Genomic DNA, 17,676 nt, shown 5'->3' on the forward strand with positions numbered 1-17,676 from the left:
CGCGTGACGGACTATCCTGGCGGCGCGGAGCCGCGTTTCAGCCGTAGGCGTCAGGCGGCCGTCCTGTCGACCGGGACCCCGGAAGATTCGGCGTCGGCGAACCTCGCGTCGATGTGGACCACGTCCCGGCCCGCGCGCTGCAGGAGGCTGGCGGCCACCCCGGCGCGGTAGCCGGAACCGCAGTGCACCCAGAGCTTCCCGGCCGGAACGTCTTCCAGGCGCAGCAGCAGTTCGTGCAGCGGCACGTTGACCGCGCCCACCACCCGTGATGCGGCGAATTCGTCGGACCGCCGGACGTCCAGAACGGTGTCCCCGGCGGCGCGGCCGGCCAGCACACCGTCCCAGCCCACGCGGGGGTAGGAGGCGAGGGCCGCCTGCGGGGCCAGGACGTGGGGTTCGGTTCCGACGGCGGCGTCCGGGGATTCGATGCCGATCCGGGAGAGGTCGCGGATCGCGTTCTGGAGGTCCTCCTGCGAGCCGACCAAGGTCAGTGGGTCACCCCACGGCAGCACCCAGCCCAGGTAAGTGGTGAAGCTGGAGCCGGTGCCGTACTCAAAACTGACGCTGCCCTTGAGGTGGCTGCTCGCGAAGGCCACCCGCCGCCGCAGGTCCACCACCCATTCGCCGTCGTCCAGGCGCCGGGTGAGCTCGGCGGCGTCGAGCGATTCGGGCACGGACAGGTCTGCAGGGCCCGGCCCCCGGACGTTGGCCGGGCTCATGTGTGCGTAGTAGGAGGGGTGGTCCGTGAGGTTGGCGATGAGCTGGCGGACGAAGTGGTCCTCGTCGGGGTCCGTCAGGGCATGGTTTGCGGCGAGCTGCTCGCCGATCGTGGAGGACCGGGCGCCGGTGGCGGGTCCGGAGGAGCAGAACGAGCCGAATCCGTGGGTCGGGAACAGCGCGGCGTCGTGCCCGGACTCGGCGACGAGACGCCGGACCGAGGCGTACTGGTCGTGGGTCAGCCCGACCGTGTCCGCCTCCGCAACAAGGTCGGTGCGGCCCACCGAGCCGTAAAGCAGGCTGCCTCCGGAGAACACGGCCTGCTTCCGGCCGTCGTCCACGATGTACGACACGTGGGTGTGCGTGTGGCCCGGGGTGGCAACTGCCTTGACGGTGAGTGAGCCTACCTGGACCGTTTGCCCATCGGTCACGGGCGTGCGCTCGAATGCCACGGGGTCGGCGGCGTTCACGAGGTAGCTGGCACCGTGGGCGCGGGCCAGGATCAGGCCGCCGGTGATGTAGTCATTGTGCAGGTGCGTCTCGGCCACGTGCGTGATGGTGACCCCCGCGTCCCGCGCGGCCGCCTCGATGCGGTCGGTGTCCCGCTGCGGGTCGATTGCCAGCGCGACGGAACCGTCGTGGACCAGGTAGCTGCGGTCCCCGAGCTGCGGGGTGTCGATGACAATGACTTCCATGGCGCCTCCGTTCAGGTCAGCCGTTAGCGTCAGCCCCGGTTGACGGGGTGGCCCTCATCCTGCCACTGCATGATCCCGCCGGTGACGTTGACGGCGTCGTAGCCCTGGTCCTCCAGGTAGGTGGTGGCCTGGGCGCTGCGACCGCCTGCGGCGCACATGACGTAGACGGTGCCGCTGGCCGGAACCTCGTCGATGGACTGTACAAACCGTGAGAGCGGGATGCTCCGGGCGCCGGGAACGCGGACCGCCGCGTATTCGTCTTCCTCGCGGACATCGACGATTTCGGTGGCGTCGCCCAGGGCGGCCAGGTCCTTGACGGAGATGCTCTTCATGCCTGTTCCTTTCGAGGGCGCCGGAGGTCCCGGCGCGTATTCCAGCAAGACAATGATACCCCTTGGGGTATCAACGGCGCTCGGGTGGCCCCACCCGCCCGGCGCCTAAATCCAGTTGCCACTCTAGCCTGCGACCTAGCCTGCCGGATGGCCTTGCTGGTAGACGTCCGGGATGCCGTCGTGGTCCGAATCGATCTTTTCCTCCTCCTCCGCCTGGCGGTACTGCGTGTTGCGGACCCGGAGCACCGCGGTGGCGAGGAACGCGGCGAGCAGCGAGGCTGCCAGGATGCCCACCTTGGCGTGGTCGTCGTGGACGGCGCCCTGGCCGAAGCTCAGTTCGGCCACCAGCAGGGAGACGGTGAAACCGATTCCGGCCAGGATGGACAGGCCGAAGACGTCGATCCATTTGAAGGACGTGTCCAGCCGGGCGCGCGTGGCTTTGGTGATGAGCCAGGTGGTGCCGAGGATCCCGGCCGGCTTTCCGAGCACGAGGGCCAGGATGATGCCAACGGCCACAGGGTCCGTCAGGGCGGCGCCGAGGCCCGGCACCCCGCCGACGGCCACCCCGGCTGAGAAGAACGCGAAAAGCGGGACGGCGATTCCGGCCGAGATCGGGCGGAACCGGTGTTCGAAGATCTCCGCGAGGCCCGGTCCGGCCTCGGGGCCGCCGCTGGCCTGTGAGCGGATCACGGGAACGGCAAGGCCGAGCAGGACGCCGGCCACGGTGGCGTGGATGCCGGAGGCATGAACCAGCGCCCACGTGGCGGCGCCGAGCGGTAGCAGGATCAGCCAGGCGGCCATTGCGTGGGTGCCGAAGAACCGGCGGTATTTCTGCACCAGGAACGTGTACAGTCCCAGCGGAAGCAGGGCCAGCAGGAGCGGGGCGGGATGGAGTTCGCTCGTGTAGAAGACCGCGATGATGGTGATGGCCAGTAGATCGTCCACGACGGCGAGGGTGAGCAGGAAGATGCGCAGTGCGCTGGGAAGGTGGGAACCGATGAGCGCCAGCACAGCGAGGGCGAAGGCGATGTCGGTCGCGGTGGGGATCGCCCAGCCCTGCAGGGTCTCGGGGCTGGAGAGGTTGACGGCCGCATAGATGAGCGCCGGAACGGCCACCCCGCCCACGGCGGCGGCCACCGGAACCACGGACTTGCTGAACTTCCGCAGGTCGCCTGCGACAAACTCGCGCTTGAGTTCGAGGCCGACCAGGAAGAAGAAGATGGCCAGCAGGCCGTCGGCGGCCCACGCGCCCAGGCTCAGGTCCAGATGCCAGGGCGCGTAGCCGACGGTGAAGTCGCGCAACGCGAAGTAGCTTTCCGACGCCGGGGAGTTCGCCCAGATGAGGGCCGCCACCGCCGCGGCGACCAGCAGCGCCCCCCCGACGGTTTCCTTGCGGAGGATTTCGCCGATGCGCAGCGCTTCCGCGTAACTGCCGCGGCCGAAGACGCTGAGGCGCGGGGATGCGGGAGGGGTGGAAGAAGGGGGCACGGCGCTCATAGGGTCCTTAAAGTGGGGTCGACGAAACTATGCCGACCAGACTTCCCGGCGCACCTGGGGTCCAGTCTATGCGTTTTCGGCACCCCGGGGGGCGGCCGGTCTGAGCCACCGCCCGCACCATCCACGTCCCGGGCGTCCCGGGACGGATTGTCAGGCCAGCATCTGCTGCACGAGTTCGCGGCATTTCCGGTAGGCGGGCGCCTTCGGGTCAATGAGCGCAAAGTGGTCGCCCGGGACCTTGAGGAGCTGGACGGGCGCGCCGGCCGCCTTGGCCGCTGCGGCGTAGGTCTCCGACTGGCTGGCCGGCACCGTGTCGTCCTCCGTGCCGTGGACGGCATAGACGGGCACGCCCAGAGGCACCGCACTCATCGGATCGGCGTATTTATGCCGTTTGGGGTATTTCTCCGACGATCCGCCCAGGAAATTGCTGACGGCGCCGTTGCTGAGGTTGAGCCGCTCGGCGGCCGCCAGGTTCAGGATTCCGGACTGGCTGACGACGCCGGTAAGCTGCACCGCGCCGTCGCCGTCCGTGCGGCGCGTCAGCTGACGGTCCGCGTCGGGGGCGCCGAGACCGGTGAGCCTGCCGCGTCCCGCTGCCCAGACCGCAAGGTGGCCGCCGGCGGAGTGGCCGAGGGCCACCACCCGGTCAAGCCCGAGACCGTGGTCGCCGGCGAGCTCGCCGAGTTTGTCGATGCCGGCCAGGACGTCGGCAAAGGTGTTGGGCCAGCCTCCGCCGTTGCCGGCCCGCCGGTACTCCAGGTTCCAGGCCGCCATGCCGTGTGCGGCCAGGTCCCTGGCCAGGGGCTCGCCGAGTTCTGCGCCGTACTGTGAACGCCAGTAACCGCCATGGATCACCACCACCACGCCTTTGGGCGCAGCCACATCCGGGAGGAAGAGCTCGCCCCACTGGCTGGGGTCCTCGCCATATTGGTACTTCTGCCTCTTCACTGCGTCCTCCTTGGGGCCCGGTGAACAGGCGGCGGAGACTGCCCCCAGTGTCACCGTCGCTGCGGCTGCGATTAAAGCCCGTCGCCGCATATCAGCCATGTGCTGAGCCTACAGCGGGCGCCGCGCGGCGCCGCGCAGGACGTCGCACACGCCCGGTCCGGTTGCGCCGCCGGAGGGAGCCGCTGCGCGCCGGCCGCGGGGGGTGCGGGCCGGCGTCGGGGGTGCGCCGTAAGCTGGACACATGGCGAGCAACTGGGATCGTTTGGACCTAAGCCTGCGCGATTCCGTGCAGGAGAACGTAGAACTGTACGAGCGGGTCCGACCTGCCCTGAAATTGGTCACCCGGGAGGTCCTGCTCAATCTGCGGGCCATGCTCAAGGGCACCGAGGTGACGCCGTTGTTCGTCACCGGCCGAACCAAGACCGTGGAGTCCTTTCGCGAGAAGATTTCCCGCACGGAGGAACCGCTGGAGCCGGGCGGGCCGCCCCTGCTGACGTTCCCGGACCCGTTCCGGACCCTGAACGACATGGTGGGCATCCGGGTGATCACCAAGCTGCCGGCCGAAAATGCGGTGGTGGCAAACCTGATCAAGCGCCAGCGTCAGCTCTTTGACTGCCGCGGGGACCGCGAGAAGGACATCGGCTCGATCGAGTCCGGCACGTACGGCTACTCCAGCCGGCACCTGATCCTGCGGACCATCCAGAACGAGGCCGTGAAGGACTATCAGCAGGCGTTCAACCCGGACGTCCCCCCGAACGGCAGCTACTTCTTCGAATGCCAGATCCGCACGGTGTTCGCGCACGCGTGGAGCGAGATCGAGCACGACATCCGTTTCAAGGCCGAGGACCCCCGGGCCTGGACTCCGCACTTTGACCGCCAGTTCACCGCCACGGCCGCCATGCTCGAGACCGTGGAAAGCGCGTTCTCGGACCTCCACGAGCGCTACGAGGAGGTCCGCAGTTATTGGGATGTGGACGGCGAGGGTGCCGCGCCGCTGACGCCCAACCGAATCCGCGACGTCTGGCGGACCCTGCTGCCGCACGTGGACCGGAAGGTCGACGACGACTGGGGCTGGGCCGCGGAGCTTATGGCCGCCCATGGCCTCAACCAGACCATGCAGCTCGCCGGGCTGCTCAGCGCCAACCGGATCACCGAGGTCCGCAAGGCCCTGGACCACCGCTACTCCCCCGGCCCGGACCGGCTGCTCGATGACCTGCTGCTGTGGCAGTACGGCACCGAGCACATCGAGCTCACCGCCGAACCGGCCGACGCCGTCCCCCACCCCCGGCGCGACAGCCTCCTGCGGCGGCTCAAGCAGATCGAGCGGTACCGCCTCACGCAGGGGTAGGCGGCACGGCTAGTGCCCGGCGCCGAGCTTCCCCGCGAGCCGTTCGCGCATCAGGACGCTGGCATCGTTCAGGCCCACGACGTCGACGCTCTTGCCATGCTGCCGGTACTTCTCCGTGATCGCATCCAGCGCCGCAATCGTGGAGGCGTCCCACAGGTGCGAGTCCCGCATGTCAATGACCACGCGGTCGGGGTCCAGGGCGTACTCGAACTGGGTGTAGAGGTCGTTCGAGGAGGCGAAGAACAGCTCGCCGTCCACCTTGTAGGTGGCGAGCTGGCCGCCGTCGTCCTCCGCCAGGGACCGCTCCACCGTGACGAAGTGCGCCACCCGCCGGGCGAACAGGACCATGGCGACCAGAACGCCGACGCCGACGCCGATCGCCAGGTTGTGGGTGGCGACGGTGACGACCACCGTGGCGATCATGACGAGGGTCTCGCTCTTGGGCAGCGCCTTGAGCGTGGCGGGCCGGATGCTGTGCCAGTCGAAAGTGGCCACGGACACGAAGATCATGACGGCCACCAGTGCGGCCATCGGGATCAGCGAAACCACGCCGCCAAGCGCCACCACAAGGATGAGGAGGAAGACGCCGGCCAGGAACGTGGAGATCCGGGTGCGGGCTCCGGAGGCCTTGACGTTGATCATGGTCTGGCCGATCATCGCGCAGCCGCCCATCCCTCCGAAGCAGCCGGTGACGATGTTCGCCACGCCCTGGCCCCAGGCCTCACGGGTCTTCGGCGAGCGGGTGTCCGTGATGTCGTCGACGAGCTTGGCCGTCATGAGCGATTCGAGCAGCCCCACGAAGGCCATCGCGAGTGCGAAGGGGAAGATGACCTGCAGCGTCTCGAGGCTGAACGGCACCTTGGGGAGGAACACGGAGGGCAGCGAATCCGGCAGCGCACCCTTGTCCCCCACCGTGGGAACGGCGACGGCGGCCGTCACCGTGATGAGCGTCAGAACCAGAATGGCCACGAGCGGGGCGGGGACCGCCCTGGTGAGCCTGGGCAGGCCGAAGACGATGAGCAGACCCAGCGCCGTGAGCGGGTAGACCAGCCAGGGAACGCCGATCAGCTCGGGTACCTGCGACATGAAGATCAGAATGGCCAGGGCGTTGACGAAGCCCACCATGACCGAGCGCGGGATGAAGCGCATCAGTTTCGCCACCCCGGACAGGCCCAGGACGACCTGGAAGATGCCGGCCAGGATCACTGCGGCGACGAGGTAGTCCACGCCGTGCGACTTCACCAGCGGTGCTGTCACCAGGGCGACGGCGCCGGTGGCCGCCGAGATCATCGCGGGCCGGCCGCCCACGAAGGAGATGGTCACCGCCATGGTGAAGGACGCGAAGAGTCCGACCCGCGGGTCCACGCCGGCGATGATCGAGAAAGCGATCGCCTCAGGTATCAGGGCCAGGGCCACGACGAGTCCGCCGAGGACCTCGGTCTTGAGCCGGCGCGGGGACCTCAGCGCGCCCCGGACCGATTGCAGCTGCTCGGGCGTGAAGGCCGGGGAAATCCCGGCGGATTTGACGGCCATTTCTGGCTCCGTTCGTGGTCAAGAAGGCACTAGGACGCCTTCAGATTTCAAAGAAAGTGGGACGCTGCGTCGCGCCGGACAGGGCAGGGAGCTCGCCGTGATGGGCTCACCTGCTCCTTCAACCCTACCCTAACGTGATGGTAGAGTTTGGCTGGAGGCTGTGAACGACGGTCTTTTACCCGCAACAACCGGGAGCACCGCAACCATGCACATTGGCGAACTGGCCGAACGGACAGGGCTGTCCCTGCGGACGATTCGGCACTACGACGACGTCGGGCTCCTCCCTGCGACGTCCCGGACCGAGGGCGGCTTCCGGGTCTACTCCGAGGCCGACGCCGGCCGCCTGATGCTGATCAAGCAGATGAAACCGCTGGGCTTCTCCCTCGAGGAAATGGCCGAAATCCTGGGCCTGCTCGCCGACTCCCCGGATACGCCGGAGTCCGACGCCCGGCTCTCGGAAATCCTGGCGCAGGCTGCGCACCAGCGCGCCAAGATGGCCCGCAACCTCGCGCAGGCGGACGAGTTCATCGCCCTGCTGGGCCGCCGAACCGCCTGACCCCTTCTTCGCGGCAGCCTAAAATCTGACATATTTGTCCGGCAGGTGGTCACGAAGTAGCCAGTCCGTGGACGCCGGTGGCACCATGCTTGGATGCTTGAGGCAACTAAAACCCCGAATACCGGCCCGGTCGCGGGCGCCGACGCCGACGTCCCCGCCAATCCCGCCCTCGCCGCCGAGGCCAAGGTCGCCCGCATCGCGGTGACCGTCTTCCCGATCCTGGTGGTGGTGGCCGGCCTCGCCGGTTTCCTGCTCCCCGGGGCCTTCAAACCCCTCGCACCCAGCGTGCCCTTCCTGCTGGGCATCATCATGTTCTGCATGGGCCTGACCCTGACCCCGCCCGATTTCGCTTCCGTGGTCAAGCGCCCTTGGGCGGTGGCCCTGGGAATCGTGGCGCACTACGTCATCATGCCGGGGGCCGGCTGGCTGATCGCTGTTGGCCTGCACCTCCAGCCAGAGCTCGCCGTGGGCCTGATCCTGGTGGGCTGCGCGCCGTCGGGCACTGCGTCCAACGTGATGGCGTTCCTCGCCAAGGGCGATGTTGCCCTGTCCGTGGCCGTCGCTTCGGTGTCTACCCTGATTGCCCCGATCGTGACACCGCTCCTGGTGCTGTTCCTGGCCGGCTCTTATCTGAGCATTGACGCCGGCGGCATGGTCCAGGACATTGTCAAGACCGTCCTCCTGCCTGTCATTGCCGGCCTGCTGTCCCGGCTTTTCCTCAGGAAGCTCGTGGCTAAGGTCCTGCCGGTGCTGCCGTGGGCCTCGGCTGCGGTCATTTCGCTGATCGTGGCGATCGTGGTGGCCGGCAGCGCCAGCAAGATCGTCGCCGCAGGCGGAATCGTGTTCCTCGCGGTAGTGCTGCACAACGGCTTCGGCCTGGGCCTGGGCTATCTGGCAGGCAAGCTGGGGCGCCTGGATGACAAGGCACGCCGGGCCCTCGCCTTTGAGGTCGGGATGCAGAACTCCGGGCTGGCCGCCACCCTCGCCACGGCGCACTTCGGGGCGCTGGCCGCCCTGCCGTCGGCCGTGTTCTCCCTGTGGCACAACGTCTCCGGCGCGATCGTTGCCGCCTGGCTGGCCCGGCGTCCCGTCCGGGAAGCCTCAGTACCGGGAGCCCCAGCACTGGAGGCCTCGGCACTGGAATCCTCAGCCGGGAGCTAGCTCCGCAGCCGGCCCAGGAGCAGGGCGACGGCGCGCCCGGCCAGGACCTCCGGGCTGTCCGTTCCGGCGGCGATCACCGTGTATCCGCCGTGAACAGCACTGCTGCCGTCGCCGGCCTCGTCCGCGATGAGCACCTGGGCGACGCCGCGGCCGGCGAGCTCCGCCGTGGTCACGGCGTCCTCGTCCGCCGCTGCCGCGCCGATGCGGATGACGCCGTCGGCGCCGCCGGAGAGCATGAACTGCCGCCAGCCGGCGCCCAGCAGGATGATCGCCTGGTAGCCGTGTTCCGGCAGCATCCCGGCCAGCAGCGTAGCGAGGGCTCTCTCCCGCGGTTGTTCGAGGTCCGCGACGGCCACTGCCACGAGCTCGGTCCGGCCCCGCCGCATCCCCCGGGCGGCACGGTTGGCCACGTAGCCCAGTTCGCGGACCGCGGCGTGCACCCGGTCCTGGGTGGCCGCGCTGATCCGGGTGGTGCCGCCGGAGCGGCCGGAGAGCACGTAGGAGACGGTGGTCAGCGACACCCCGGCCACCTCTGCGACGTCGCGGATGGTGGGGCTGGATCCATGCCGCAATGTTGACTCCCGGATGCTTCGCGGCCGCGGGTCCGCGGCGGCTCGTGAAAACTTCGTCCTGGGGTGGACCCCCTGTGTGAACTCTAGCCCGAAGCGCCGGCCCGGGGCCCATGGCGGGCGGAGCGACGCGGGTCCGCGGACCGGCCCGGGGGCGCCGGATCAAGGGGTGGTGCCGAAGATTGCCCTCCGTGACGTGGCGGGACGGAAAGGTTCACGGCGGGCCTGAACTGGCCTAGCCTGCATAGAAGAACTGCAGAAAACCCAAGCCGCAGTCCAGCCCATAGCGAAGGAGGCCCGAATGTCCGAGGACAGGTTCACGACGGAACGGGACAGCTTTGGCCGGCTCCTCGCGGACCGCGAGGTCTGGCGGCAGGCCAGCACCATCGCGGCGGCGGGTGAACTGACCGCGCGCTGGCTCGAAGGCAAAAGCCAGTACCAGGCGGGGGTCTTCTCCGCAGGGTACGACGACGAGACCAGGGCCATCGCCGGCGAGCTCGCCAGGCTCAACCGCAACGGTCTCTTCACCAAGGAATCCCAGCCCGGCGTGGAGGCCGGAGACCTTGCGCAACGCGCCTACGTGACGGCCTTCTGCAGCCCCGAGACCGCAATGTCACTCCTGGCGTTGTCCACCCGCACCAGCCTGGTGACGGTCGCCCATGCCCCGGGTGAGTCGAGCAGCGCTTCCATCCCCGTAACCGTGCAGGACGGCGACGTCGTGACCGTGCTGGGAAGCAGCGAAGAGCCGGTGGCCGAAGACCAGCTCAGGGACTGGGCGGAAGAGTCCAACGAGACTTTGGCCCTCGTCCTGGCCGACGCCTGGTACGTGGAAGTTTTCGATCCCGTCTGGGGCCGGAACGAAGTCCTGCTGCCCGCCGTGCTGGAGGCGCTGCAGGCCGACTAGCCCGCGGGAACGCGCATCGGCGCGCGGGCGGCGGCTGCCCCTTTTCCCGGGAATGTCACATGTCGGTGGCATCCCAGCCGATGCTGGCCGCCTCGTCCAGGGTACGGGACTCGAAATGTTCCAGCATGTCCTTCATGGCCTCGACGCTCTGCTTGAACAGGTCAGAGTCCCGCCACTGCTCAATCTGTTCCAGGGAATCCCAGGGGCCGGTGCTGATGAACCGGTTTTTGACGTCGCGGTCGTGCATCAGCACGGCCTTGGCGTTGGGATAATCTTCCTTTGTCTTCCTGGCCAGGTCCCGCCAGGCCTGCACAAAATCGTTCTCGCGGCCGGGATGCACCAGCCAGATTCCGAGCGTATAAACAGACACGCCGATCGCCTCCATTGTCCGTGCGGGGTTGATACGGCGATTATGTTCCAGTCCTCCGGCCGGCGGTAGGGCCGGATTGCCCGAGGGGCCACGGGCCCGCGGGCATGTGACAGCACCGCGGGGCCAACCAACAAACCGTTGAACGGGTGAAGTGGAAGGCCTAGCATGTGGGCAGGCCCCACTCCAGGGACCAGCCCCGGACCTTCCATCATTGGGAGCGGGCAGGCTTGGGAGGCCGATGTCCTGGGCGTCACAGGATAGGAAAAATCATGAGCAAATATCTGTTCGAAGCGAACTATGTTGGCGACGGAATCAAGGGCCTCATGCGTGAGGGCGGCACCAAGCGGCGGGACACGGTGGTCGAAGCCCTCAAGTCGGTGGGCGGCTCGCTCGATTGCTTCTACTACGCCTTCGGCGAGACCGACGTCGTGGGCGTCTTCGATATCCCCGATCAGGCCGACGCCGTCGCGCTGTCGCTGATGATCAATTCCACCGGTGCCGTGAATCTCCACCTCAAACCGCTGATGACGGCGGAGGATCTCGATGCCGCAACCACGAAGAAGCCGTCCTACCGGGCCCCGGGGCAATAAAGGACGAGCACCCTGACCTTCAAAGTGCCGGGCCGGAGTGTCCCGGCCACGCCGAGGCCCTCACCGGGATCTTGGCGCGGCCGGGACCGGATTCTGGGCGCTACCTTCCGCTGTTGTATCCCTCGTCGGTGAAGAGATCGCCCCCCCTCGGACTCCGCGCCCTCGGCAGGGGCCTCCCACGTCGCAAGGTGCTTCCTTACTTCAGCCCTTCAGCCCGTAAGCAGTCCGCAATCCCATTTCATGACGTTTTTATGGGCTGTCTTGACGCAGCTCAAGGTGACTTTGAGCTGCTGCTTTGAACGCGTCGTTGCTGGAGCTAATTCACCTGCTTGGGGAGAGTTGGGCCGTGGACGTCAGCTCAGGGCGGAAATGCCGTCCGCATGCCCCTCGGGGTGGCTGTCGCCGGGGGTGTAACTGCTCAGCCAGGCCATGGCGTCGTCCCGGGATGTGAAGAACTCGTGGGGATACCGGGTGTGCCGCCTCATCGCCGCCGCGACCACACGGTCCACCGTGCTGGATCCAAGCACCGCGATCGCCAGGACCCCCGTCGTCTGGGCGAACTCGTATCGGGCAGCAGCGCTGATTTCCACGTCGGTCATTTCCGAGAGCATCGGCAGCGGGGTCCCGCCGGTGATCTGGTCGACTGCCCGCATGGCATCCCTGGCGTCGTCGACGTCGACGACGGAGCCGGGCATCCAGACCGAGGTGATGATGCCCGCGCTGACGCCAAGCACGTTCTTTCCGTGCGCTGCGGTTATGTGTCCTGGCATCATTGTGACCATTGTAGGGCCGGCCCTGTTGAGCTGGGGCTTTGTGGCTCGGCGCGCCTGGCGGACCGCAAAATGAGCATGTCCCCCGGCGCCGGCCCGCAGCAATGAGCATGTCCTCCGGCGCCGCCCAGGAATGGACACAGTGGACGCATGCCCACTCCTGGCCGCCAGAGGAGGGCATGCCCCCGTGGCAACCAGCGCCACCCGCCAATGATTTCCACAGCAGATTCACAGCCGGGAGTGCTATCGCATATCGAGCCGAAAGACCGACAATGGTTCGAACTGATAGGAGCATTTGCCGGGCGATGGTGGCCGCGACTCGCTGGAGCATCAGTGGCGGGCGCCGTGACCAATCGAGCCGGAAGCAAGCGAACTTGTACCGACTACTGATGGGGCTCCCAAGATGATCACGTTCAGAAGGCACGTACTGCCCCCGGTCCTCGCCCTCGTTCTGCTCTCGGCGTCAGCCTGCACCCCCGGGACGCCATCCGGCTCCGGGCCCGACGGCTCAAGCGGTCATTCGGCCAAAGCCACCGCGCCCTTCACCCCAAGTGCTGCAGGGCCCCAGTTGGTGCCGGTGAGCACCGTGGGCGCCCGGACTGTGCTGGCGGCCTTCAAGTCCCGGGGTATGACCGATCACCTGAAGGCCCTGCAGAGTATTGCCGACGCCAATGATGGTACCCGCGCCTCGGGCACGTCCGGGTATGAGGAATCGGCCAAGTACGTCGAGGACCAGCTGCGCGCGGCCGGATATTCACCGGTGCGGCAGACCTTCTCCTTCAAAGCGGGGCGCCGGGGCAAGCCGAGGGTGGAGTCCTTCAACATCCTCGCGGATACCGGGGGTAGCGCCAAGCACACCATCGTGGTCGGTGCGCACTTGGACTCCGTCAAGGAGGGGCCGGGCATCAATGACAACGGCAGCGGGGTTGCGGCGGTCCTGGAGACCGCGCGGTGGATGAAGGAGACCGGGATTACGCCGGCCAACCGGGTCCGCTTCGCGTTCTGGGGCGGCGAGGAAGAGGGCCTGTACGGCTCCCAGCACTACGTCGACGCACTGAGCCAGGCCGAGCGCGGCCAGACCGCGGCGAACCTGAATGTGGACATGGCGGCCTCGCCCAACGGTGTCCGGTCCGTCCATGACGGGGACGGCTCGGATTTCGGCCACGCCGGGCCGGCCGGGTCGAAGGCGATCGAGGACATATTCTTCCAGTACTTCAAGGAGAACTCGCTCACGGCCGAGACCACGCCGTTTGACGGCGGCTCCGATTACGACGCGTTCCTTTCGGCAGGTATTCCCGGCGGCGGGCTGTTCACCGGAGATGAGAAGAGAAAGACCCAGGCCCAGGCGCAGTCCTTTGGCGGCGCGGCCGGCAAGGTCCTCGATCCCTGCTATCACGAGTCCTGTGACACGATCGACAACACCAATTCCGAGCTGCTCCAGGAGATGTCCGGCGCCCTGGCGTACGCCACTGCGGCCTACGCGATGGCGAAACCCGCATAGTCGCCCGGTCGAGAGGAGGCACCCCCGCGTCGACTTGGGAAAAGCTTGAGCCGGGCGGTGACGTTGTTTTCTCCGGGGCGACGCGGTGGCACACTGGGTGAACTATCAAGTGACTGGGGGGATCCACGTCAGGAGATCGTCATGGGCACTCTGGTATACACGCGCGCTTCGGGCCCCCGGGCGGCCGGCAAACCATGATGGCCGGATGGGCCTACCTCATGGCGGGAATCATGACCGTAGACTCGCTCCTGCTTGGACTGCTCCTGTTGAATGTGAAGTGGCCGAAGCGGTGAAAGAAAAGCGGCAGAGGTTCCGGCCAGCCACCCCCAGCGGCTGATTCCGCCCGCACCCGTAAAGGCCCGCACCCGAAGGATGGTACCGATGCCGCAAGCCCGGGAAGCCGCTCCCGCCTACCTCCTCCGGGGCGACCTCCTCACGGACGGCACCGTCACGCCGGATTCTGTCGTGGCCGTGACAGGCGGCCGGATCGCCTACGCGGGACCCGTCAGCGGCTTCGACGCCAAGCAGTTCCCGGGTGCGGAGGAGGTCCGGCTGCCGCCCGGCACCTCACTGCTTCCCGGGCTCATTGACCTTCACTGCCATGGCGCCGCGGGCGGCGGATTCCCGGGCGGGGACGACCGGTCCTGCCGGGAGGCTGTGGATTTCCTGCACCGCAGCGGGACCACCCGCCTTCTGGCCAGCCTGGTCACCGCCTCGGAGGATGAGCTGCTGAGCTCCCTCGGCGTCCTCAAAGTCCTGGCGTCCGAGGGCCTCATCGCGGGCGTCCATTCCGAGGGGCCATTCCTTTCCCGCGCCCGTTGCGGCGCGCAGAACCCACTCTGGCTCCGGGACCCCGATCCGGTTCTGCTCCGGGACATGCTGGCGGCCGCCGGCGGGACCCTGCAGACCATGACCTACGCTCCCGAACTCCCGGGCGCGGGCGAACTGCTCCGGATACTCACGGAGCACGGCGTCACCCCGTCGCTGGGCCACACCGACGCCGACGCACGCCTGGCGGCCGCCTCGCTGGCGGAAGCTGCGGACCTCATGCGCAGTGCTGGGGCAGGCGGGGGCTTCGGCGCGCTTGCCAGGCCAACGGTGACCCATCTGTTCAACGGCATGCCGCCGCTGCACCACCGGAGTCCCGGACCCGTCGCTGCGTGCCTGCGGCTGGCGGCTGCCGGCACGGTCGTGGTCGAGCTCGTCGGCGACGGCGTCCACCTGGACCCGGCGACGGTCCGGATGGTGTTTGATCTGGTCGGGGCGGCCGGCATCGCGCTCGTGACGGACTCTATGGCGGCCACCGGGCTGCCCGACGGCGACTACGGGCTTGGTCCCTCGGAAGTGGTGGTGCACGACGGCGTGGCAACTCTGAGGAGCAACGGCGCTCTCGCCGGGGGCACGGCAACCCTGCTGGAGGTTGTCCGCACCACCATCGCGGCGGGCGTAAGTCCCGCCGACGCCGTCTTGGCGGCGACACTGGTCCCCGCCCGGGTGCTGGGCGTGGAAGCCGAGGTCGGAGGGCTGCGGGCTGGAATGCGCGCCGACCTCGTGGCCGTCGACCCGAGCTTCACGCTGGTGAGGGTCCTGCGCGACGGCCAGATCCTGCCGGACCGTCCGCGCGTCGGGCCGTAGTCTCGAACTTGCGCGGCGGCTGGTGCCGCGGAAGATTCGGGTCGCCCGGGTTGTTGTTCTAGATGTGGGCATCACCAACTCCCGGAAAGGAACCGGCCATGATTCGCATCGCTATCGTGCTGGGAAGCACCCGGCCCGGACGCCTCGGAAAACCCGTCGCCGACTGGGTGAACTCCCGGGCGGCAGAACGCAGTGATGCCACCTTTGACGTCCTCGACGTCGCCGACTTCCATCTCCCGCTTCTCGACGAGCCGCTGCCGCCGTCGTTCGGCCGGTACAGCAACGCGCACACGAAGGCATGGTCCGATGCTGTCGACGTATTCGACGGCTACATCTTCGTCACAGGCGAGTACAACCACTCGATCCCCGGAGCCCTGAAGAACGCACTGGACTACCTGTATAAGGAGTGGAACAACAAGTCCGCGGGGTTCGTCAGCTACGGAAGCAGCGGCGGCATCCGCGCCGTCGAACATTTGCGGGCAGTGGCCGGCGAACTGCAGATGGCAGACGTCCGGGCCCAGGTCGCGCTACCGCTGGCCACGGAGTTCGAGAACTACCGCGCCTTCGTTCCTTCCGCCGCCGCGGAGAAAAGTCTGCAGATCCTGTTCGACCAGGTGATCGCCTGGGCCGGGGCCCTCAAGACCCTCCGCCCCAACCAGGTCCACGGAAATGTGCCCGGCGTCGCCGCCTGACGCGTTCCGGCCGCCCTCCGCCTACCCGTAAACGCTGCCATCCCGTCAGGTTCAGGCTGGACTGTCCGCCCTCCGGCGCCGCCGACGGACGGGGACAGCGTCCCCGGCATGGACTGCGGAGGACGGCGGGGCCGGCGCAAACGCTCCTTGGCTCTGGCCGGAATCAACGACGAGGACTCGGACCGTGCCGCCGACTGATTCCCGCGGAGTGCCGCCCGCAGCGCTGCGAAGATAGTCAAGAGCTCCCTCTTCACTAAACCCGAAATCCCTCACCAGCGTCCGCAGGGCCAGACCGGCCAGCACCCGGGAGAGCTGGGCCGAGGACAATTCCGCGCCCACCCCCGACCTGACCGCCAGTTCTTGGACCAGTTGTTGGACCAGGCGCAGCGTTCGGGACACTTGGCGGGCGAGGAGCGCCGCCGCGGTGATGTCTGCGCTGGTGAAGACATGCGGCCACGGCGCATACAGGTTCACGGCGGCACGGAAAACTTCTGAGGGGACCAGCGGGATGGAGACGAGTGACCCTATTCCCTCGGCAGCGGCAGCGCTGGCATATCCTGGCCAGCGGCGTTCCAGGGCTGTGTTGCCCACGGTCACGAATTCACCGCTCCTGACCGCCTGACGGGCCGGCCCGTCGTCGAAAGAGCGCTGCTCCTCGTCCGCGGCCCGCGCCGGGGCGCTGCCCGCGGTCAGGGTGACGGTCTCCCCGGAGCCCAGAACGGTAATCGCCCAGCTGATTCCCCGCCTGGGACCGCCGATGCCGTCAACAAGCTCAGTCACGACCTCGCTGAGGAAGGCACCGATATCCGGGTTATTAAAATGCGTCTCCCAGAAAGCGGTGTGAAGATTCCGCCCGCTGTCTGTTGCAGTTCCCTGGTTCATGTTTCACGCTCAAGATCAAAGCACGCAGCTCACTGCTGAACCGATGAAAACAGCATACGTCCGCACGGACACCGCTGCGCCACCCAATGTGCCGGCGCCGAATTTTCCGACAATGGTTGCCCAACGGCGGCCCAGAGCGATGTCCCGCCCTGGACCGCCTGCCCCGGCTTCAACAAAAGTCACGGAGGACCTTTCCGCCGTAGCACCACCATCTATACCCGCGTTCGCCGGGTCGCAAAAGAGCCATTGTGCCCCTGGCGGTCCGCCGTCAGAACCTCACCGAGGGCCGCTCCGCAACCTCCGGATCCCCCTGCCGGGGCATGCGGTTGACGGGCATTTGGGCCGGGAATACGATTTCTGCAGGCGCCCCGAGGCAACCCCCAATGTCTTCGGGGCGCTTCCACGCCTCCCCCCAGCGCTTTTTGATGCCCGTGCGGCCTCCTATCCCGCCGCGGGTGCAGTCCCGCCGGTTCAGATGCAGGAATGGTCCGAATCGAACCCTGCCGACATGTACTGGGTAATGGTGACCGTCCCGCCGGCAGTCAGCGGCGCGTCCGAGCACTTGCGTTTCGCCAGGGCGAGTGAGTTCACTCCGGCCAGCCAGCCGGGCCGGGCGTACAGGTTGCTGGAAGACGGCACTGTTCCAACAATTTGGGTCCACTGCGTTTTGCTCGAGTAAAGGCCCGTCCTGGCCCCGATACTCGCGAAGTAAGCCGCCATTCCCTCCAGATCGGCCCGGTTCGCCGCCGTACTGGTTGACCAGCTGTTGCCGGTCTCGGCATCGAGCCACCACAGGTACGCGGCCGGGTTGCTTATCCCGCGGATGTTCGCGTCGTCATAGGCTTTGGCATAGCCGTACATGTAGGAGCAAGCTTCCGCGACCGATCCGGCAGTGCACTGCCCGTACGGGTTGGCCACGGTGGTTCCCCCGTAGGTATTGGTCAGGCCACCATTGCATCCTGCCGGACAGCACCCG

At 67.6% G+C, this 17,676-nt stretch carries 18 protein-coding genes; 8 read left to right on the forward strand and 10 right to left on the reverse strand.

Annotation, left to right across the window (positions count from 1 at the left end):
- Nucleotides 1–50: 50 nt before the first annotated feature.
- The 4 genes from AB4Y72_RS07205 to AB4Y72_RS07220 all read right to left on the reverse strand — a co-directional run bounded on the left by AB4Y72_RS07205 (nucleotide 51) and on the right by AB4Y72_RS07220 (nucleotide 4,189).
- Nucleotides 51–1,412: an MBL fold metallo-hydrolase gene (locus AB4Y72_RS07205; RefSeq protein WP_441425459.1), complete on the reverse strand. Its 1,362-nt coding sequence runs from the start codon at nucleotides 1,410–1,412 to the stop codon at nucleotides 51–53.
- Between the two features lie 29 nt (nucleotides 1,413–1,441).
- Nucleotides 1,442–1,744 (reverse strand): rhodanese-like domain-containing protein, encoded by a 303-nt coding sequence (locus tag AB4Y72_RS07210; protein WP_441425460.1) that lies wholly within the window; start codon nucleotides 1,742–1,744, stop codon nucleotides 1,442–1,444.
- Between the two features lie 135 nt (nucleotides 1,745–1,879).
- Nucleotides 1,880–3,241 carry a Na+/H+ antiporter NhaA gene (nhaA, locus tag AB4Y72_RS07215; protein WP_441425461.1) on the reverse strand — a complete coding sequence of 454 codons (1,362 nt, stop codon included), beginning with the start codon at nucleotides 3,239–3,241 and terminating at the stop codon, nucleotides 1,880–1,882.
- 150 nt (nucleotides 3,242–3,391) lie between these two features.
- Nucleotides 3,392–4,189, reverse strand: coding sequence for an alpha/beta hydrolase (locus tag AB4Y72_RS07220; RefSeq protein ID WP_441425462.1), 798 nt, complete (start codon nucleotides 4,187–4,189; stop codon nucleotides 3,392–3,394).
- A 241-nt stretch (nucleotides 4,190–4,430) separates the two neighbouring features.
- Between AB4Y72_RS07220 and AB4Y72_RS07225 the strand changes: the two genes are divergently transcribed.
- On the forward strand, nucleotides 4,431–5,537 hold the full coding sequence (locus AB4Y72_RS07225; RefSeq protein ID WP_441425463.1) for a GTP pyrophosphokinase: 1,107 nt from the start codon (nucleotides 4,431–4,433) through the stop codon (nucleotides 5,535–5,537).
- 9 nt (nucleotides 5,538–5,546) lie between these two features.
- On the opposite strand, the gene AB4Y72_RS07230 is transcribed toward AB4Y72_RS07225, so the two are convergent.
- Nucleotides 5,547–7,070 carry a SulP family inorganic anion transporter gene (locus AB4Y72_RS07230; protein WP_441425464.1) on the reverse strand — a complete coding sequence of 508 codons (1,524 nt, stop codon included), beginning with the start codon at nucleotides 7,068–7,070 and terminating at the stop codon, nucleotides 5,547–5,549.
- Nucleotides 7,071–7,275: 205 nt separating this feature from the next.
- On the opposite strand from AB4Y72_RS07230, the gene AB4Y72_RS07235 reads away from it, so the two are divergent.
- Both AB4Y72_RS07235 and AB4Y72_RS07240 read left to right on the forward strand, forming a co-directional pair.
- Nucleotides 7,276–7,626: a MerR family transcriptional regulator gene (locus AB4Y72_RS07235; protein WP_441425465.1), complete on the forward strand. Its 351-nt coding sequence runs from the start codon at nucleotides 7,276–7,278 to the stop codon at nucleotides 7,624–7,626.
- Nucleotides 7,627–7,719: 93 nt separating this feature from the next.
- Entirely contained in the window at nucleotides 7,720–8,787 is a 1,068-nt protein-coding gene (locus AB4Y72_RS07240) for a bile acid:sodium symporter family protein (protein WP_441425466.1), read from the forward strand.
- Here AB4Y72_RS07240 and AB4Y72_RS07245 read toward each other — a convergent pair.
- A complete protein-coding gene (locus AB4Y72_RS07245) occupies nucleotides 8,784–9,359 on the reverse strand; it encodes a LacI family DNA-binding transcriptional regulator (RefSeq protein ID WP_441425467.1) in 576 nt (191 codons plus the stop codon). The two genes, AB4Y72_RS07240 and AB4Y72_RS07245, sit on opposite strands and share 4 nt — an antisense overlap.
- Before the next feature lie 298 nt (nucleotides 9,360–9,657).
- Here AB4Y72_RS07245 and AB4Y72_RS07250 point away from each other — a divergent pair, with 298 nt between their 5' ends.
- Nucleotides 9,658–10,260 (forward strand): DUF6919 domain-containing protein, encoded by a 603-nt coding sequence (locus tag AB4Y72_RS07250; RefSeq protein ID WP_441425468.1) that lies wholly within the window; start codon nucleotides 9,658–9,660, stop codon nucleotides 10,258–10,260.
- A 55-nt stretch (nucleotides 10,261–10,315) separates the two neighbouring features.
- Here AB4Y72_RS07250 and AB4Y72_RS07255 read toward each other — a convergent pair whose 3' ends face one another.
- Complete coding sequence (locus tag AB4Y72_RS07255; RefSeq protein ID WP_441425469.1) at nucleotides 10,316–10,630, reverse strand: antibiotic biosynthesis monooxygenase family protein; 315 nt, start codon at nucleotides 10,628–10,630, stop codon at nucleotides 10,316–10,318.
- Between the two features lie 269 nt (nucleotides 10,631–10,899).
- Between AB4Y72_RS07255 and AB4Y72_RS07260 the strand changes: the two genes are divergently transcribed.
- Complete coding sequence (locus tag AB4Y72_RS07260; protein WP_441425470.1) at nucleotides 10,900–11,220, forward strand: GYD domain-containing protein; 321 nt, start codon at nucleotides 10,900–10,902, stop codon at nucleotides 11,218–11,220.
- Nucleotides 11,221–11,573: 353 nt separating this feature from the next.
- Here AB4Y72_RS07260 and AB4Y72_RS07265 read toward each other — a convergent pair whose 3' ends face one another.
- The gene (locus tag AB4Y72_RS07265; RefSeq protein ID WP_441425471.1) at nucleotides 11,574–11,993 is read right to left on the reverse strand and encodes a DUF7793 family protein; all 420 of its coding nucleotides are present in this window, start codon (nucleotides 11,991–11,993) and stop codon (nucleotides 11,574–11,576) included.
- Nucleotides 11,994–12,618: 625 nt separating this feature from the next.
- On the opposite strand from AB4Y72_RS07265, the gene AB4Y72_RS07270 reads away from it, so the two are divergent.
- From AB4Y72_RS07270 to AB4Y72_RS07280, 3 genes are all read left to right on the forward strand, one after another.
- On the forward strand, nucleotides 12,619–13,491 hold the full coding sequence (locus AB4Y72_RS07270; RefSeq protein ID WP_441425472.1) for a M20/M25/M40 family metallo-hydrolase: 873 nt from the start codon (nucleotides 12,619–12,621) through the stop codon (nucleotides 13,489–13,491).
- Nucleotides 13,492–13,872: 381 nt separating this feature from the next.
- A complete protein-coding gene (locus tag AB4Y72_RS07275; RefSeq protein WP_441425473.1) occupies nucleotides 13,873–15,126 on the forward strand; it encodes an N-acetylglucosamine-6-phosphate deacetylase in 1,254 nt (417 codons plus the stop codon).
- Nucleotides 15,127–15,224: 98 nt separating this feature from the next.
- Nucleotides 15,225–15,818, forward strand: coding sequence for an NADPH-dependent FMN reductase (locus tag AB4Y72_RS07280; RefSeq protein ID WP_441425474.1), 594 nt, complete (start codon nucleotides 15,225–15,227; stop codon nucleotides 15,816–15,818).
- 51 nt (nucleotides 15,819–15,869) lie between these two features.
- Here the strand turns inward: AB4Y72_RS07280 and AB4Y72_RS07285 are convergent, their stop codons facing one another.
- On the reverse strand, nucleotides 15,870–16,700 hold the full coding sequence (locus AB4Y72_RS07285; protein ID WP_441425475.1) for a GAF domain-containing protein: 831 nt from the start codon (nucleotides 16,698–16,700) through the stop codon (nucleotides 15,870–15,872).
- A gap of 471 nt (nucleotides 16,701–17,171) precedes the next feature.
- Entirely contained in the window at nucleotides 17,172–17,618 is a 447-nt protein-coding gene (locus tag AB4Y72_RS07290; protein ID WP_441425476.1) for a hypothetical protein, read from the reverse strand.
- Nucleotides 17,619–17,676: the final 58 nt, after the last annotated feature.

This window comes from Arthrobacter sp. YAF34 (genome assembly GCF_052113245.1).
Taxonomy (GTDB): domain Bacteria; phylum Actinomycetota; class Actinomycetes; order Actinomycetales; family Micrococcaceae; genus Arthrobacter.

Coding starts and splice junctions, on each gene's coding strand:
- AB4Y72_RS07205 (WP_441425459.1), bottom strand. CDS start 1,412: ATGGAAGTCATTGTCATCGACACCCCGCAGCTCGGGGACCGCAGCTAC.
- AB4Y72_RS07210 (WP_441425460.1), bottom strand. CDS start 1,744: ATGAAGAGCATCTCCGTCAAGGACCTGGCCGCCCTGGGCGACGCCACC.
- nhaA (WP_441425461.1), bottom strand. CDS start 3,241: ATGAGCGCCGTGCCCCCTTCTTCCACCCCTCCCGCATCCCCGCGCCTC.
- AB4Y72_RS07225 (WP_441425463.1), top strand. CDS start 4,431: ATGGCGAGCAACTGGGATCGTTTGGACCTAAGCCTGCGCGATTCCGTG.
- AB4Y72_RS07230 (WP_441425464.1), bottom strand. CDS start 7,070: ATGGCCGTCAAATCCGCCGGGATTTCCCCGGCCTTCACGCCCGAGCAG.
- AB4Y72_RS07235 (WP_441425465.1), top strand. CDS start 7,276: ATGCACATTGGCGAACTGGCCGAACGGACAGGGCTGTCCCTGCGGACG.
- AB4Y72_RS07240 (WP_441425466.1), top strand. CDS start 7,720: ATGCTTGAGGCAACTAAAACCCCGAATACCGGCCCGGTCGCGGGCGCC.
- AB4Y72_RS07250 (WP_441425468.1), top strand. CDS start 9,658: ATGTCCGAGGACAGGTTCACGACGGAACGGGACAGCTTTGGCCGGCTC.
- AB4Y72_RS07260 (WP_441425470.1), top strand. CDS start 10,900: ATGAGCAAATATCTGTTCGAAGCGAACTATGTTGGCGACGGAATCAAG.
- AB4Y72_RS07265 (WP_441425471.1), bottom strand. CDS start 11,993: ATGATGCCAGGACACATAACCGCAGCGCACGGAAAGAACGTGCTTGGC.
- AB4Y72_RS07270 (WP_441425472.1), top strand. CDS start 12,619: ATGACCGATCACCTGAAGGCCCTGCAGAGTATTGCCGACGCCAATGAT.
- AB4Y72_RS07275 (WP_441425473.1), top strand. CDS start 13,873: ATGCCGCAAGCCCGGGAAGCCGCTCCCGCCTACCTCCTCCGGGGCGAC.
- AB4Y72_RS07280 (WP_441425474.1), top strand. CDS start 15,225: ATGATTCGCATCGCTATCGTGCTGGGAAGCACCCGGCCCGGACGCCTC.
- AB4Y72_RS07285 (WP_441425475.1), bottom strand. CDS start 16,700: ATGAACCAGGGAACTGCAACAGACAGCGGGCGGAATCTTCACACCGCT.